Below are 14,690 nucleotides of genomic sequence, written 5' to 3' on the forward strand. Positions count from 1 at the left end.
TATATACTCAGAAGGGGCAGAGTATACCCGATATGAAAGCCTAAACCAAGCTTTTAGAGCTTAAATAGTTAATAAAAATCCGTCCATGAATATGGACGAGGATAGGTCAGCTGATATATCATTTGTTCCCTTTCAGACAGATGATCATAAAAAGCACCGAATTCACTCAAATATTCCTCACCCAATCCCATTCTCCAAAACATATCCCTACTGTCCTTATCGGAAAACTTCGACCAAGGTGCTTGCATAGCGTTTTGAAGTGCTTGAAATTGCCCAAATTGATCTAGAAAATCTCGTACTTCCATCAATGCAAAGCCCAATAAATTTTGACCACGCCAACAATAGATGTTTTCAATATCGACGTCATCTTGTGCAAGTCCAATACCCCAGATGGCATCAACGGGGCTTGCCTCAACAAGAACTCTATTTTCTGTTTTTAACAGATATTCGGCCAGCGCCCAATGTTGATTAAACTTATGGATGTTTCCGTTCTTAACGATCTCAAATTTGCGTTCATTCCAAATCTGATCATCATAGCCTACAAATTGCCTTCCCAACTCTTTGGCCTCACCCGGTTTAATACAGTTGATGATTTTCTCAAAATTCTTCTTATCATCAAAAAGCAATGCTTTTTGGGCCATCATCCAATGTTCCGCAGTCCTATAGGTAATATTATCTACTGTAAACGGACTCTCATACCATTGACTTAAAACAAATTTTCCAACTTCCTGATTTTGCTTAGCTGTATGCCCCCAAAAGAAGAGAAATTTGAAGCTATCTCCATTTTCAAATCTATCTGTTAGCCACTTGATATTATATTTTATCATATGCTCAATTCAAAATTGATCGTCTATTATCCATAGACATACAATGATACGCAAAAAATTGAAGCCACATCTCTCGATGTGACTTCACAAGATAAATTGACCATTAGGCTGCTCGATTTTTTATTACTGCTCACAGAATCTATAGTTTTTTTGATCAGAGAGCCTTTTTAGATATAATCTTCTTTCGCCATAATAGGTATCAATCCGATTAATTACAGCGATTGGGGAATCAATAGCCATCCTCCGATAGACAGTATCATTCCGCACAAAATTATGCGTATCGTTAAAAACAAGAATATCTTGTAACCCGCTATTATCTCCACAATTTTTTCCAAATGGAATTTATTAAACTGTTGTTTTTGCAAGAATAAGGAAAAAGGCTTAAGCCCAAAATAACAAGGAGAGATTTTAGTTTCATCGTAAAACTAATTTGAATACTATGGCAATAGTAAGTAATTTTGCTAAACTATTCCAATCTCCGATTTACAGAAAAGTTTTCTGAAAATGGGTTATAAAGCTTTAAACCTTTGGAATCTCATCAGAATAAGTCCTCATAAGTAACAAGAAAAATTACGGTCAATGTTGAGCCACAGGTCAGACTGCGGCACAACATACATATTAGTTATTTTTTGTCACGAAAAGATCATCAGCTCACTCATTGATAGGGATATACAATCTTTCCCAGCTTTTTGAATGAACCATTTCCCAGCTATGCCCAGTACCTTTCAAATCTTCAGCCAAAAGAATCGTCCCAGGTTCGATTAAAAAAGTTGAACCATCGCTGACTTTAAATCTGATTTTACCTTTCAGCGTAACCACGTATTGTCTTCTTGGAGCTGGATGAGCATTTTTCTCCCATTCTTCTGTTTTATTACTTGTCCAAAATGTACTCGTATTGGCGTGTTTCAATGTTGGAATAAAGCCTTTTTGAAACGAGCAGGTTCCATCCGGGTTGTTAATCAAACGTACTGCAGGCATTTTACCTTCGGCTTCCACGTTGACCTCCTTAATTTTTCCATGACCTTCTTGCGCTTTCACAGCGTTTAAGCTTGATGCTGCCAGTACGCAAGCAATAGCTAGTTTGGATATCATTTTCATTTTGTAATGTTGAAATTATTATTTTGTTGTTTTAATTTTAGAATTCATAAACCGTGTCGTGCACCATCATCCGTTCAAAATAAGGTTTGTATTTAGCGACAAGGGCGAGGTGTCCCGGCAGTTTACCATAAGCCTCTAGTTCCTCCAATGTCGCAAATTCCATGGATGCATTGTAGGTAAACGAGTTGTCCAATACCGCTCTTGGAGAAGAAGCAGCTGGCTTGCCATAACGTACATTTTTGACATAGGGAAGCTTTTTAAGACCTTCAAAAAACTGTTTAAATTCTTCTACCTGTTCAGCAGACAAGTCAGGTTTTAGCCAAAAAAGCAAATAGTGGAAATACACTTTTTTAGTTTTCGCTTTTTTCTCTTTTGCCATCAGTGAGGTAGCCGTAAAGCTCATAACACCAGCAGTACCTAGTGTAAGGATAAAATCTTTTCTTTTCATGTTATTGCTATTTAATTAAAATCAATTCTATATTTAAGCACAAATGCCCACTTGTGATCTGTTACCACAGCTTGATCCGCAGCATTTAAATTATAGATTGGACGATTTTGCGCATCAAAAGTCAGCCGGCTGCTATTACCGTGCATCAGTAGCGAGATACCTGCATCATAAACTAAACTTTTGTCTTTCAATGCCTTGTAGTCCCCTACTTGTACAGAAACCGCTGGCTGCAGCTGTAAATTATGTTTGGATGGATTGAAATAAGGGAGTGTACCGCCGACCTGTGCGTAAAATGTATTTCCCGTGCCAGCATTTGGCAAGCTATTTCCCGCACCATTCAGGCTTGCATTGGCCGCATCGATACCTGTCGCGGGGTTGTTTGTCCCTGCAAAGCGGAGATAGTTAGGACCATAATCGCTGTGCATGGCCATACCATAGGCACTAATCGAAGTTCCATTCTCTTTATCGATTGGCGCATCATAGATGATATCCGCTGCAAAATTGCGCATATCGTCATTTTTGGTCATCTGCTGTTCATCCAGATGCCAAAGTGCATTGTGCATATACTCAAATCCAGCCCCTATGCTGAGCACATCTTTTTTACCGAGATATGTACCCGAATTGAATGGCGTTTCGTTACTTTCTTTATCGTGGAATGCGTAGCGGAAGTACCCTGACACATCTTTACGTGCTTCGTTTTTGCTAAAGGTGGCTTTATTTAATTTAGGATCAGCGCTGGCGGCGGAATATGGATCGGCAAGTACCACCCGATAGTCAAATTTTCCAAGCTGCCCTTTTGCATAGAAGCTCATTTCACGCACGACCATATCAGTCGCCCCAGTATTGGATGTCGCATACAAAGGCAAGTCGTAAAGAAGCGTATTAAGTGGTCCTGTTGTAAATCGGGAAAGACCGCGCCAAGTCGAACGGCCGCCACCGATCGCAAGTTTGGGGCTGAAACTATATTCCGCATAGGCATCCAAGAGATCCATATACGTATTAGTCTTGCTGTTGACGTTTACGTTAGTAGGACCCATCTGTAATACAAACAGTAAATTTTCGGTAGGCTTGTAGGTCATCTTTGCCCTAATACGCCGCAAAGAAAGATCAGATACATTCGAAACGGACTCGTTGTTTACCAAGCTTCCGGGATTAATCTGGCTATATCTCGCCCACAGCTCAGCGTATCCGCTGAAACTGATATAACGTGTATGCTCCTTATTTAAGAAATGAGTAAGTTTTGGATTTCCAAAATCATTGGTTTGCGCCTCGGCGAGCTCTGCGCTACCTAGTCCCAAACTGAGGAACAATGCCAAGGTAAGCTGTTTTCTATTCATGATTCAACCTAATTTTGTTTTTTTGATAAGTCAAAATTAGGCTGAATATGGAGGTGATATTATTAGAAAACCATTAGAATTTTTAGCTTAGTCAAGCCCCTTTGGATAGGCCAGTTTAAGTTCGACTGAAAACACAGTCCCTACATGGAGAGTTGAATTAACCGCTACATTACCCTGATGCATCTCAATAATCCGCTGAACAATTGAGAGACCGATGCCATGTCCCTCTTTTGAAGGCGTACCGGCCACACGGTAAAACAAATCAAAGATATGCGGGATATCCTTGCTGTCTATTCCGATACCATGATCTATTACCTGCACCTGCGCTATGGTTTTATTTCTGGAGAGCAGTACCTGGGCATGCCGATCGGCACTATATTTACAAGCATTCTCGATCAGATTAGCAAAGGCCACTTTCAAGAGGTAGGCATTTGCAGATACCAAGATTTCCTCTTCGTCGATTGCAGCATTAGCATCAAAAGAGATGCTTACCCGATAGTCTTTATTTTTCTCTAAGACCACTAACTTTGCTTCAAGCAGTATTTCATCCAGTCTGATTTCTTCAAAATTTACCTGCGAACTATCGTAGTTTGCCCGGGCAAAATCCAGCAAGGCTGTCGAAAGTACAGTAGCCTCCTTCGCATCGAGCAATGCCCTATCAATAGAGTTAAAATACTCATCCACATTGGTATTCAGCTGCTGCGCCAATTCCAGTTCGGCGATCATAGCTGCCAAAGGTGTTCTAAACTCGTGTGAAATAATGGATACAAAATGGCGCTGGTTATTGAAAGATTTTTCCAACCGATTGAATGTATTGTTGAATGTTTCGATAAGTTCTGAGAGTTCGTCTTTTGCATTACTATAGGAGACACGTGTGCTCAAGTTATGTTCGGACACATCCTTTATCTGATGTATAATGTAATTGATTGGCTTAAGAATATAACGTGCAAATAGAAATGAAGAGAAAAAAATAAAAAATAGGGCAACGATATAAATCGTTATCAAAATATTTTTCAGCCGTTCCATATGTGCAAAACCCGTTACATCGTACGCATGTCCGATCAAGAAAAAAGGCTTACCCTCAAATTGATAGTTTAAGCCCATATACAGTTCTTTGCCTTGCTCCCATGTAAAAAAATTAGACGTTTTGACAGATTCCAATTTAACATCGGGATACGTCGGTTCGCCTATATCGGAAAAAACAACCCTATTCTGCTGATCGAAAACAGTAATCTGGGCTTCGTTGATCAACTTTTTATTTTGTTCATGAATTCTTCTTATCTGATGTTCCTGCACCTGTGCATCAAAAATAAATTCTGCGCGCCAGATGATCTTATAGCGCAACCGATCAACAAATTCTTCCTGCCGATTTAATTCCGAGAAGAAATAAACCGCATAGGCGAATAGAAACAAGATGATAGCCGAAGAGAGCGTAAATACCCAGGAAGTTCTATTGACAATCTTCATTCTTTATTGGATAAAATAAATCCATGTCCGGATTTCGTATGAATCAATTTAGGTGAAAAATCCCGGTCTATTTTTTTACGCAAATAATTGATATATACATCAATATAGTTTGTTCCGGTATCAAAGTTTTTGCTCCATACATTACGTGCTATTTCATCCTTGCTGAGCATGGTCTCCCTATGTTTCAAAAAGAAGTGGAGGAGATCAAACTCTTTGGGAGTCAACTTAATAGGTTGTCCCTGACTATGAACCTGCTTACTCCGGAGATCAATACTGATACGATCATAGGTCAGCATCCCCTGAATCTCTTCTTCACTGATTTCCCTGTGCCGCTTGAGCAAGACAGCGATACGTGCAAAAAGTTCGCGTATTTCAAAAGGTTTCACCATATAATCATCGGCTCCAGCATCAAAACCAGATATTTTTTCATCGATACTGCCCAATGCTGTGAGCATGATGATTGGGATCCTGGGGTAAGCCGCACGCATCTGTTTACTGAGCTCAATCCCATTCATTCTTGGTAACATGATGTCTATGAGAAGTAAATCATAGTCAACAGATTTGGCTTCTTTGATCGCTGATTCCGCATCACCAAAAACATTGACCAGGTAGCCCTGACTTGCTAATCCTTTTTTCACACTCGAAGCAACGCGTTCATTGTCTTCTACGACCATTATTTTCACCATTCTAGCATGCTTGTATGTATCTACTAATACTGCAGGACAAAGTTAGTTATTTTTCAAAAAGGCTGGAGAGTTCGGTTTCAACTTATTAAATGTAACAGCAGTATAATCAAAATTCTATGCCCTCCTCATAGTAGCGCAGCCTCCATGAACTTTAGACAACGGTCAGGAAAACTCGGTAAATTTACCGTTATTGCTATTGCTAAAATGGCATTGTTACCACTCGTGCATTATATTTACCTTTTTTAATCTCAAATAAAACTGCATACCCACCAGCCCCATCGCCGTTAACAGTACTGATGTATAAAATATCATTTGAGTCATCATAGTAGCATGTTGCAAACTCGTTGTTTACATTAAATAGGTTTTCAATTTCCTTTGCCGGGATCTGGATAAATCTCCCCTTTATAGTAGCTTGAATAGAGGTGTAATGGCTTGTAGGGATTTCGCCATCTGTTCCCCAGACCTGCTGCCCTCTAAATTTGTCTACAACGGTATAACCATCATATTGAGTCGATGAAAAATCACCTTTATTTTTTTCATAATCGAAACTATCGGAATTTATTTGCACGGTTATATCTTTTGCAATAAATTTTACGGTGCCTTCATCAGAAAGTACAGTAGGGATCTGCTTGTAGGATTCTATATATTTAATTCTTGAATTGTGTACATACCCAGTAATGCTCTTATTTCTTTTGTCTGTATAATCAACAATTACCCAATCGCCAAACTTTTCATCAGGAAATGCATAAACAATTTCATCAGCAGCAATTTTTGAAACAACCACGCTATTCACTGTAGCTTGTTTTCTCACATTTACATAGCCGTCTTTGTCAATGATTTTTGCAAATTGGGCCGAGGCCAACTGGCATACAGTGAGAAAAAGTAGTACTAAAAGATATCTTTGATTCATTTGGTATAAAGTTATTACTGATAATATTTTGACCCCGACTAATAAGATCTTGGACCATACGATCTTCCTTACGATGATTCATATTTACGAATATGGGTGAAAGATAATAATTTCCCTACCTTTATATCATTTGTTGATTAAAAATCTTTTAAAATAGACGCTCGGACTAGCTTTTTATGAATTTATATAATGAAAATCCTTTTACCCGTTTTCTACTGAAAACTCGCTAGCGTTAATGACTTTTTGTAGATAAATTTCATCACTAAACAATTCTAAATGCTCTTGCAACAATCATTATGTCGTTAGAAGTGGAAGCGGTTTTAATAACAGAACAGTATAACTTATTATTAACTCATTCCATAAGATTTGAAATCATATTCCTCCTCCTTAATGGATTATTTATGATTTCCTGAATGAATAATCCCCAATCCTGTTCCAAATCATTTAGATCGTCAAATGGCGCTGGATAGTTGAATTTAGGAGCAAATGGAAAAGAAAATCTAACAATTAGGTCTTCTTTATGATAAATCAGAAGCTCCATTGTATTCTCCACTAGTGGTATCAAATTTACTTTACAATGATCTCCCACATGGAACGTTGTTGTACCAAATAAAAAATAAAGTTCATTTTTCTCTACGTACAAAGCTGTCAAAACATCTTCAATCTGTCTGTACCATCCATAAATATTGGTGACTGGCTCCAAATTTTTAAACTCTTCGCCAGATTCTAGATCAAACAGTATATCGTGTAATTCAAAATTTCGTAGTAGTTTCATAGCTATCTATTTTTTAGAAAAGTTGGTATTTTTAACTACTAAATCCCCGGAGATTATTTCATTCAAACCAACTTGTCCCTGAATGGATCTAAATAATTTAATCCTCGTTCTTCAAATATTTCCTCAAGCTTTTCGGCACCATTTTCCTTTTTAAAAGCTACCTCCTCCTCCGTAATCGGCAGCAACCAATAGAAATGGACTGACTTATTGTTATCGAGGGTAAGAATTTCGAGTTTGGGTCCGTCGAGATAAGGTAGCGAAATAAGGCCATAAGAGCAAGAAGAATCCAAGCGCCATCCTCTTCCCCAGTTAATGGTATGCCAATGGCCCAGACTCGCGCCAAATTTATGATAATGTGCTACGACTATTAATGATTCAACTAATGTTTCATCTTGCTCACTAGAAAACATATGCAGTTCGAGGGCAAATTCATCATGCAAGCCAGACATACCTATAGTCGCATAAGCCCACATGTTCCGTTCGGTTGTTGGGGGAAATTCCAGCACCCTAAAATGATCGCCTAGATCCTTATAGGGACCTTTTGGCCAAGTCAAAACGTTATATTCCTTTCCCCAATTACAGGTATAGTGTTCTAAAAGTTTCTGATAGTATAAGGCTGTATCCATTTTTTAATTTATTAAAAATAATCTACTCCTATAAAACTATTTCCATATAACTTTTGTTCTTACTATACAGAACGACAACAAGCTTCATTTCGGCAAGAACATTTAACATAAAAATTGGCGTCGTACAGTGAAAATCCAATAGTCTTTAAAAACATTGGATGACGAAACAAAAAAGAGGAAACGATAGGAAACATAAAAATTACTGTACAACTAAACGCTAAGAGAAAGGGTCTGATGAGAATCAGGCCCTTTTGACGTAAAAAAGCCACCTCTCCCGACGTGGCTTCGAACTAAATTTAAACATATGATTCACTAGTGCTTTATTTGTAACTTCGTTTCGCAACGCACTAGTTTTTAGATACTATTTATAAGAATTGATCGATTTGGATACTTTCCAGTCATTGCCCACACACTCCAAAGTAATTAGATCAGTCTTGGTGAAGTTTTCAAATTTTAGAGTCACTTTAGCTACCATATAGTCTGCTGACTCTTCAAGGATATCGGTGCTTACAGTACAGTTCAGCTTTTCGCCTTTTTGTTTTTTCAAGGATTTAACCACTTCGCTCCTACTGTGATTTTGCGTATTGGATGATTGGATCTTTTGATTGAAATCTTCGGCAAACAATTGTTCTACACCTGCTGATTCCCCCTCAGTAGTTACCGCAACATTATGTTCTAAGGCAAAATCTGCTGTGGAAAGGTTAACGTTTGCCTTTGCTGATTTTGCTCCTGGCCCTTCAGCTGCCATTGCAAATGTAGATACTGCGATTAGGGCTGCTGCCGCGAATGTTTTTACTAATGATTTCATAATGTCTTTTTTATAGTGTTAGTATTGTTGTTCTTATTTGTTGACTCAAAACTACAACACAAGAGGTCCCTAGCCTACGGGCTTTAGACCAACATCAAAAAAAACTCGGTGAATGGTGGAAATTGGGAGGTGAAAATATGTACGGATACCAAGTCTAATTTCTGAGCGGCTTTTAGTTTCCTGGATAAACTAAATATCAACTAAGTAAGGGCGAATATTAGACCAACTTACACGAATACGAATCGCTCATCCTAGCCAAATATCTTGTGATTACTTTTAGTATTAGATAATTAAAACATGCCCAAAAGGCATACATTATTTACAAATAAAACTTAAAAACAATGAAAAAGTTATTGATGAGTTTGCTAGCGGTAGCTGCGCTATCGACAGCAGCTTTTGCAGGCACGGACACAAAAGCTGCCAAAGAAAATGCAGAAGTAAAGACAGGTACTTCGGCAGCTGCCGAAAACACCAACAAAGTTGAAGTTGCCGAATCAACAAAAGAAAACAAAGCAACGTTTCTAAGAAAGTGTGTTTACACGCTAACGGTCTACAATACTAGTGGCCAAGTGATTGACACCTTCACTTCGCAAACCTATGTTGAAAATTCCTGTTCAGGATTCTTCGACAACTGCAGAACGATTTACAGACATATGCTTGCCCATGGTGAATTAGGAATATAGTCTGCAACTTATATTTCATTCGAATTATAAGTACTGAAACATAAGCGGGGCCTGGGCCCCGTTTTGTATTGATGTAAAGGCCGAAGGTCAGAAATAAAACATAATCAAAATCAAAAAAAAACTCCTATCGAAAGATCGATATCGCAATTATTTTTAGACTATAAATCCGAATATAAAATAGTATTATTGGATATACATTAAAATTTAAGCCATAGGGGAAGAAGCCTTTTTTTACTGTTTTTTGCCACTGTACTGTTAACAATCCATGTCAGTTGTTCCGGTCAGCCGAGTCAACACGACACTGCTAGTGACTCACTTAGAATTATAGCAAAGAATGCTGATAAATCCCAGGTATTCCCTAAAAGAATAACGCTTGGAAGTCCTGTTTCCAAGGAAATAGGATTATTAAAAAAAGTAGTTCTTGAGAATAAGAATGTAGATACGAAAGAAGAGTATGAAAACAGCTCATTTTCAGAGGTAAAATATTTTTTCGACCCTAAAAACTATATCATTTTAAAGGTCAACACAGACTATCCAGCAATTTTATTCGAAAAATACAATTATAATGCTAATCTTGACTTGACAAAAAACTATCATGAGTTCTATCAGCATCCAATGGTTGGTTTTATGCAAAACCATCAATTTTATGTAGGCGTAAATGCAAATACGGCTTATGAAAACCCCAGCTTATTTCCCATCAAATTTAACAGGCATAGTCATAGTCTCGTTGAAAAAATCGATGACAGACAAGTCAATAACTATCAATTATTAGATAAAGCTGCTGTTGATAGCTTGGAATTAAAATACGGTTCCAATAGAGTATATTTTCGTAACTATTGGAACTTATTAAAAGAACCCAATCCAAAAAATGAATTTTATGAAAAGGTAGTACGCTTAAAAAATTCACTTAAAGCTGCTGCTCAAAAAAAGGATATTAATCCCGAAGATATTGATTTATCCATCTCAATGGTAATCGATAAGGATGGAAAAGTTAATCAACTGGACGCTTATTTGGAATACTCAATTCCGGAGAAACAATCTATTCGCATAGAAGATGTGGTATTAAAATCCTTTTTACAATCTTTAAAGATTGATCTTATCAACAATTATTCATTTTTTATTCCAGCTCAGAATAAAGATAAAAATCCAGTGAACGCATACTTTTTAACCCGATTAAATATTGGATTACCTTATCGAAATTTTAAATAACGAAACAAAAGGGCATAAATCCGAAAAAGCCACATCGCTCGACGTGGCTTCACAACATATATATTTATAGGGAATAAGCATTATTGGTAGGAATGAATTGACCTGGACACCTTCCAATCGCCATTCTCGTAAACCAAAGTCACGAGGTCTGTCATGCTAAAGCTGTCAAATTTCATTGCAATTTTTGCAATCATATAATCTACTGATTTTTCTACGATCTTGATATTTACTTTGCAATTTAGCTTTTCTCCGTGTTGATTTTTCAACGATTTAATCACAGCGCTACGGCCATAGGTCAATATGCTGTTAGCCTGTATCTTTTGGTTGAAATCGTCCGTAAACAGCTGCTCCACGCCTACCGATTCCCCCTTGGTGGTGACTGCAAGATAGTGATCCAGTGCTAAGCCTGCCGTGGAAAGGTTAATGTTTGTCTTTTCTGATTTGTCTCCCCATCTTTCAGCTGCCATGGTGAATGTGGACAAGGCGATTAAAGCTATTGCAGTGCAATTTCTTACGAATGATTTCATGATATCTTTATTTTATTGTGTTAGTTATCGTGTTTCTACTTGTGGGTCCAAAACTTCTGTTTAATATGCATTTACCCCATGGTCTTTAAACCAATGATCGAAGAAACTCGGTGATTGTCATTTACCTACAAGAGATTTCGATCCGGAAGCATGCCGAAGAAATTTAGGACACATTTCGACAACCACATGCCAAACATTATACCAGTTGGACCAAAGCGTACACTTATGCTTTCTGGGCCTTAAAATGGCCTTTTATTAATCTTCTTTTAAAAAGCAAATGTGCGCTTGCGAACAGTTTAGAAACGTATTGTCCGCATCCGTACAATGGATAAAGCGTTAAATAGAGACCGTATCAATTACGCAAACACGGCATTTACAGAAGCAAAAAAGGAATGAGAAGGAAGGAATAACGAACATAAAAAAGCCCGAGAACAATCGGGCTTTTCCAAACGGCAAGTGCTACAATGCCATTGCTATTCGGTATAAATGGACAAACATCCTCAAATCTGTCTTACGGACAAATTCTACAACGTGTTACTTCAGTTTCTGTAAGCGCTCTTTCGCCGCGGGCACAATATCATCGTTTTTATCATAATTGTCAATCACACTTTTCAAGGTACTCTTCGCCTGGAAGGTATTGCCTTTGCGCGCATAGGCATCAGCAAGCAATAGGAAGCTCTTGGCAACCCAGTATTCCTGTGCTTCCCTATTGTTGATCACATCAAAGGCTGTTTCCAGCGCTTTATCATATTCTTTGTTATCATACTGCATTAGTGCCACGCGATAGCGCGCCTCTGCTCCGACTGCCGACTGGCTCTTCAACGCGGCCAGGTTAAATTCTTTCATGGCAGCCGCTACATTCTTTTCTTTTAGCAAGGCTTTTCCACTGTATAGGTGCGCTTTCGCAATTTCTTCCTCGGTTGCACCGTTGTAATTCTTGATCAGGCTCACGTACTTGGCCATTTGCTCCATATCGCCGAGTTCGAAATAACACACCATCAGGTTCGTTACTGCGTAGCCATAGTTCTTTTTATATTCTTCGTTGAGCTCCAATTTTTTGAGGTGTACAATGGCCTCGTTGTATTCCTTGAGATCCAGGTACAGCGCAGCCACTGTCAATAGCGTATTCTCTGAATACTTGCTGGTCCAGTCGTTCAGAATGATATTCAGATCATGCAGTGCTTCCTGTGGATGCCCAGTACGGTACGAACTCACCCCACGGATGTAACGGGCGAATTTTTCTTGTTTGGGTTTTGGAAATTTATCAAAATAAGCATTGATCGCTTCTACAGCGGCTCCGTATTCTCCCCTGGCGAATAGAGACTGTGCGGCCTGAAAAGCCATATTATCCAGTTCCGCAGGACTCAGATTACTGACATTGGTACCCACGGCATAACGGATATAGCTTGAAGCATCCCCCTGATCGAGGTAGATGTTTTCAATGAAACGCATGGCCTGCTCTGCCTCAGCAGTTCGGGTATACTTCTCCACCACCTTCTCGAAAGTCGCTTTCGCCGCTTCGGGCTCATCGTTATTGTACTGCACGAGCCCTATGGTCATTAAGGCACGGGGAATATAACTGCTACGGGGGTACTTTTCGACCATTGCTTGCAGCCCTTCGATAGCGCGGCCATAATCACCCATCGTGAAATAAGTGTAGGGAATTTCAAAGGCAGCATCATCTGCATAGTTCGAAGATGGAAATTGTTTCAGTACGGACCGCAGCGTACTGAGCTTGGTTTCATTGTCGCCTTGTAGACCAAATAAAATACCACGCTGGAAGAAGGCATAATCCTGGTTTGGCGCTTTGCTATTAATCAGCTGGTCGTAGTACTTGTTTGCCCGACCATAATCGCGCAGACACAAATACGAATCACCTAGACGTGCAATAACATCATACCGTATATTTTGATCCACGGTATTTCCTCCGGCAGTCAGAAAGCGTTCAAAATATTTGGCCGCCAACTCAAAACGGTTGTTTCGGTATGCCGCGTACGCCAGCCCGTAATTTGCATAATTATAGACATCAGTATTCCGAGCGACGGGCAGGCTTAGAAACTCGGAGAAGTTTTCTACAGCTTCACCAAATTTGCGCACTTCATACATGGCTTCTGCTTTCCAATAGGTCGCAAGAGCCGCCATTTCAGCATTGACCGGAAACTTTTCAGATCGCATAAACATAGATATGCTATTTTCGAAAGCACGCTCATTATAAAACTCCAATCCGCGGTAGTAGGTTACCTTTTGATAGATCGCATTGACTTCCCGACCGCGCTCTTTTAACGATTCCAGCATACTGACACCAGCATGGAAATTGGTCGTCCCCCGTAGAATTTCAGCGGATAGTGTTTCCGCACTTTCCTTTCTTTTTGAACCCGGATCGACAGGTTTCACTTCCTGGGCGACATATTTCTCGAGGACTTTTTGCGCAGCCTGGGTGGAGTCCATTGCAAACAAGATTTTAGCATAGTTAAATAGCGCATCGGCCTTCACTTGCCGGTCCAAATCCAGCTTTGTAGCTTTGACAAAAGCATTTCGTGCAGCTTGCTTGTCGCCCGTCTCCAATGCGATATGACCTAAGGTCATGATCGCCCCCTGATAAAAGGCATCCGAAGGCTTTATGGCCTCCAACATACCGCTCGCCCTTTTGTATTCGCCGGCACCGTAAGCCAGGTAGCTGATGCGATAATTATCGACATTGCTTTGTGAAGCGTCTGGATGCCGTTGCATCAATTCGTGGTAATAGGCCTGTTTATATTTTTGCTGTGCTAAATAGGTGGCAGTGGCAATCTGGCGCAGTTCGGTCTCAATAGCATCACGGTTGATAAGCGTCATATCCGGGCTGCGGCGCACCTTAACGGCATCAGCCAGCATGGGCCGGTAGTCACGTACGACGTCAATGGAATCCATGGTTTGAACTTCACCAGCGCCACTTTGCACACTATGCTGTTGTGGTTTCTCTTTCTTATCTTTCTGCTGTTTCCCCACTTCCTGCGCATAGCCTGTAAGCAGTAAAGCCGAAAGCGTTCCTGTAAAAAGGTATTTAAGATAGTTGTAGCTCATTCTTTCTTTCAATATCATTGTTCGTCCGTATTTCTGAGTTTTTCCAAACGTTCTTACGCCAAGGAGGCTGTAGTGCAATATTTATCTAAACAAATAGCCAAAACTAAAGAATTCTAGCCACATTCAGTAAATTATCAGCTTGAAAACAGACGCATTAGGTAATTTTTACCTTACCGTTGTTTGATTTTTACGATTTAGAATAACATAAGCTATTCCCAATGCGTCC

Annotated in this window: 14 protein-coding genes; 2 read left to right on the forward strand and 12 right to left on the reverse strand. The window is 39.4% G+C overall.

The window, feature by feature from the left end; all coding sequences use genetic code 11:
- Nucleotides 1-68: 68 nt before the first annotated feature.
- The 10 genes from B3297_RS20020 to B3297_RS20065 form a co-directional block, all read right to left on the reverse strand.
- Nucleotides 69-827, reverse strand: coding sequence for an NADAR family protein (locus B3297_RS20020; protein ID WP_286779352.1), 759 nt, complete (start codon nucleotides 825-827; stop codon nucleotides 69-71).
- Between the two features lie 651 nt (nucleotides 828-1,478).
- A complete protein-coding gene (locus B3297_RS20025; protein WP_286779353.1) occupies nucleotides 1,479-1,925 on the reverse strand; it encodes a hypothetical protein in 447 nt (148 codons plus the stop codon).
- 37 nt (nucleotides 1,926-1,962) lie between these two features.
- On the reverse strand, nucleotides 1,963-2,373 hold the full coding sequence (locus tag B3297_RS20030; RefSeq protein ID WP_286779354.1) for a Dabb family protein: 411 nt from the start codon (nucleotides 2,371-2,373) through the stop codon (nucleotides 1,963-1,965).
- A gap of 11 nt (nucleotides 2,374-2,384) precedes the next feature.
- Nucleotides 2,385-3,710 (reverse strand): hypothetical protein, encoded by a 1,326-nt coding sequence (locus tag B3297_RS20035; RefSeq protein ID WP_286779355.1) that lies wholly within the window; start codon nucleotides 3,708-3,710, stop codon nucleotides 2,385-2,387.
- Nucleotides 3,711-3,797: 87 nt separating this feature from the next.
- The gene (locus tag B3297_RS20040) at nucleotides 3,798-5,177 is read right to left on the reverse strand and encodes a sensor histidine kinase (RefSeq protein WP_201639632.1); all 1,380 of its coding nucleotides are present in this window, start codon (nucleotides 5,175-5,177) and stop codon (nucleotides 3,798-3,800) included.
- On the reverse strand, nucleotides 5,174-5,863 hold the full coding sequence (locus B3297_RS20045; RefSeq protein ID WP_201639633.1) for a response regulator transcription factor: 690 nt from the start codon (nucleotides 5,861-5,863) through the stop codon (nucleotides 5,174-5,176). Before B3297_RS20045 ends, B3297_RS20040 begins: the two co-directional genes overlap by 4 nt.
- Nucleotides 5,864-6,062: 199 nt before the next feature.
- Nucleotides 6,063-6,773, reverse strand: coding sequence for a hypothetical protein (locus B3297_RS20050; RefSeq protein WP_070565276.1), 711 nt, complete (start codon nucleotides 6,771-6,773; stop codon nucleotides 6,063-6,065).
- 352 nt (nucleotides 6,774-7,125) lie between these two features.
- Nucleotides 7,126-7,548: a hypothetical protein gene (locus tag B3297_RS20055; protein ID WP_286779356.1), complete on the reverse strand. Its 423-nt coding sequence runs from the start codon at nucleotides 7,546-7,548 to the stop codon at nucleotides 7,126-7,128.
- A 62-nt stretch (nucleotides 7,549-7,610) separates the two neighbouring features.
- Nucleotides 7,611-8,174 carry a suppressor of fused domain protein gene (locus B3297_RS20060; protein WP_286779357.1) on the reverse strand — a complete coding sequence of 188 codons (564 nt, stop codon included), beginning with the start codon at nucleotides 8,172-8,174 and terminating at the stop codon, nucleotides 7,611-7,613.
- A gap of 361 nt (nucleotides 8,175-8,535) precedes the next feature.
- Nucleotides 8,536-8,982 (reverse strand): hypothetical protein, encoded by a 447-nt coding sequence (locus B3297_RS20065; protein ID WP_286779358.1) that lies wholly within the window; start codon nucleotides 8,980-8,982, stop codon nucleotides 8,536-8,538.
- A 341-nt stretch (nucleotides 8,983-9,323) separates the two neighbouring features.
- Between B3297_RS20065 and B3297_RS20070 the strand changes: the two genes are divergently transcribed.
- Nucleotides 9,324-9,665, forward strand: a complete 342-nt coding sequence (locus tag B3297_RS20070) for a hypothetical protein (protein ID WP_286709354.1) — start codon at nucleotides 9,324-9,326, stop codon at nucleotides 9,663-9,665.
- Between the two features lie 627 nt (nucleotides 9,666-10,292).
- Nucleotides 10,293-10,874: a hypothetical protein gene (locus B3297_RS20075; RefSeq protein WP_286779359.1), complete on the forward strand. Its 582-nt coding sequence runs from the start codon at nucleotides 10,293-10,295 to the stop codon at nucleotides 10,872-10,874.
- An 80-nt stretch (nucleotides 10,875-10,954) separates the two neighbouring features.
- Here B3297_RS20075 and B3297_RS20080 read toward each other — a convergent pair whose 3' ends face one another.
- Nucleotides 10,955-11,401, reverse strand: a complete 447-nt coding sequence (locus B3297_RS20080) for a nuclear transport factor 2 family protein (protein WP_201639637.1) — start codon at nucleotides 11,399-11,401, stop codon at nucleotides 10,955-10,957.
- A gap of 534 nt (nucleotides 11,402-11,935) precedes the next feature.
- Nucleotides 11,936-14,482 (reverse strand): tetratricopeptide repeat protein, encoded by a 2,547-nt coding sequence (locus B3297_RS20085; protein WP_286779360.1) that lies wholly within the window; start codon nucleotides 14,480-14,482, stop codon nucleotides 11,936-11,938.
- Nucleotides 14,483-14,690 lie beyond the last annotated feature (208 nt).

Origin of the sequence: Sphingobacterium sp. UBA3519, from assembly GCF_002377215.1 — a bacterium.
Lineage (GTDB): Bacteria > Bacteroidota > Bacteroidia > Sphingobacteriales > Sphingobacteriaceae > Sphingobacterium > Sphingobacterium multivorum.

What these genes read in the sequence shown, in the direction of transcription:
- B3297_RS20055 (WP_286779356.1), bottom strand. Translation starts at nt 7,548, where the DNA reads ATGAAACTACTACGAAATTTTGAATTACACGATATACTGTTTGATCTA.
- B3297_RS20040 (WP_201639632.1), bottom strand. Translation starts at nt 5,177, where the DNA reads ATGAAGATTGTCAATAGAACTTCCTGGGTATTTACGCTCTCTTCGGCT.
- B3297_RS20060 (WP_286779357.1), bottom strand. Translation starts at nt 8,174, where the DNA reads ATGGATACAGCCTTATACTATCAGAAACTTTTAGAACACTATACCTGT.
- B3297_RS20085 (WP_286779360.1), bottom strand. Translation starts at nt 14,482, where the DNA reads ATGATATTGAAAGAAAGAATGAGCTACAACTATCTTAAATACCTTTTT.
- B3297_RS20035 (WP_286779355.1), bottom strand. Translation starts at nt 3,710, where the DNA reads ATGAATAGAAAACAGCTTACCTTGGCATTGTTCCTCAGTTTGGGACTA.
- B3297_RS20080 (WP_201639637.1), bottom strand. Translation starts at nt 11,401, where the DNA reads ATGAAATCATTCGTAAGAAATTGCACTGCAATAGCTTTAATCGCCTTG.
- B3297_RS20030 (WP_286779354.1), bottom strand. Translation starts at nt 2,373, where the DNA reads ATGAAAAGAAAAGATTTTATCCTTACACTAGGTACTGCTGGTGTTATG.
- B3297_RS20070 (WP_286709354.1), top strand. Translation starts at nt 9,324, where the DNA reads ATGAAAAAGTTATTGATGAGTTTGCTAGCGGTAGCTGCGCTATCGACA.
- B3297_RS20065 (WP_286779358.1), bottom strand. Translation starts at nt 8,982, where the DNA reads ATGAAATCATTAGTAAAAACATTCGCGGCAGCAGCCCTAATCGCAGTA.
- B3297_RS20050 (WP_070565276.1), bottom strand. Translation starts at nt 6,773, where the DNA reads ATGAATCAAAGATATCTTTTAGTACTACTTTTTCTCACTGTATGCCAG.
- B3297_RS20025 (WP_286779353.1), bottom strand. Translation starts at nt 1,925, where the DNA reads ATGAAAATGATATCCAAACTAGCTATTGCTTGCGTACTGGCAGCATCA.
- B3297_RS20045 (WP_201639633.1), bottom strand. Translation starts at nt 5,863, where the DNA reads ATGGTGAAAATAATGGTCGTAGAAGACAATGAACGCGTTGCTTCGAGT.
- B3297_RS20075 (WP_286779359.1), top strand. Translation starts at nt 10,293, where the DNA reads ATGCAAAACCATCAATTTTATGTAGGCGTAAATGCAAATACGGCTTAT.
- B3297_RS20020 (WP_286779352.1), bottom strand. Translation starts at nt 827, where the DNA reads ATGATAAAATATAATATCAAGTGGCTAACAGATAGATTTGAAAATGGA.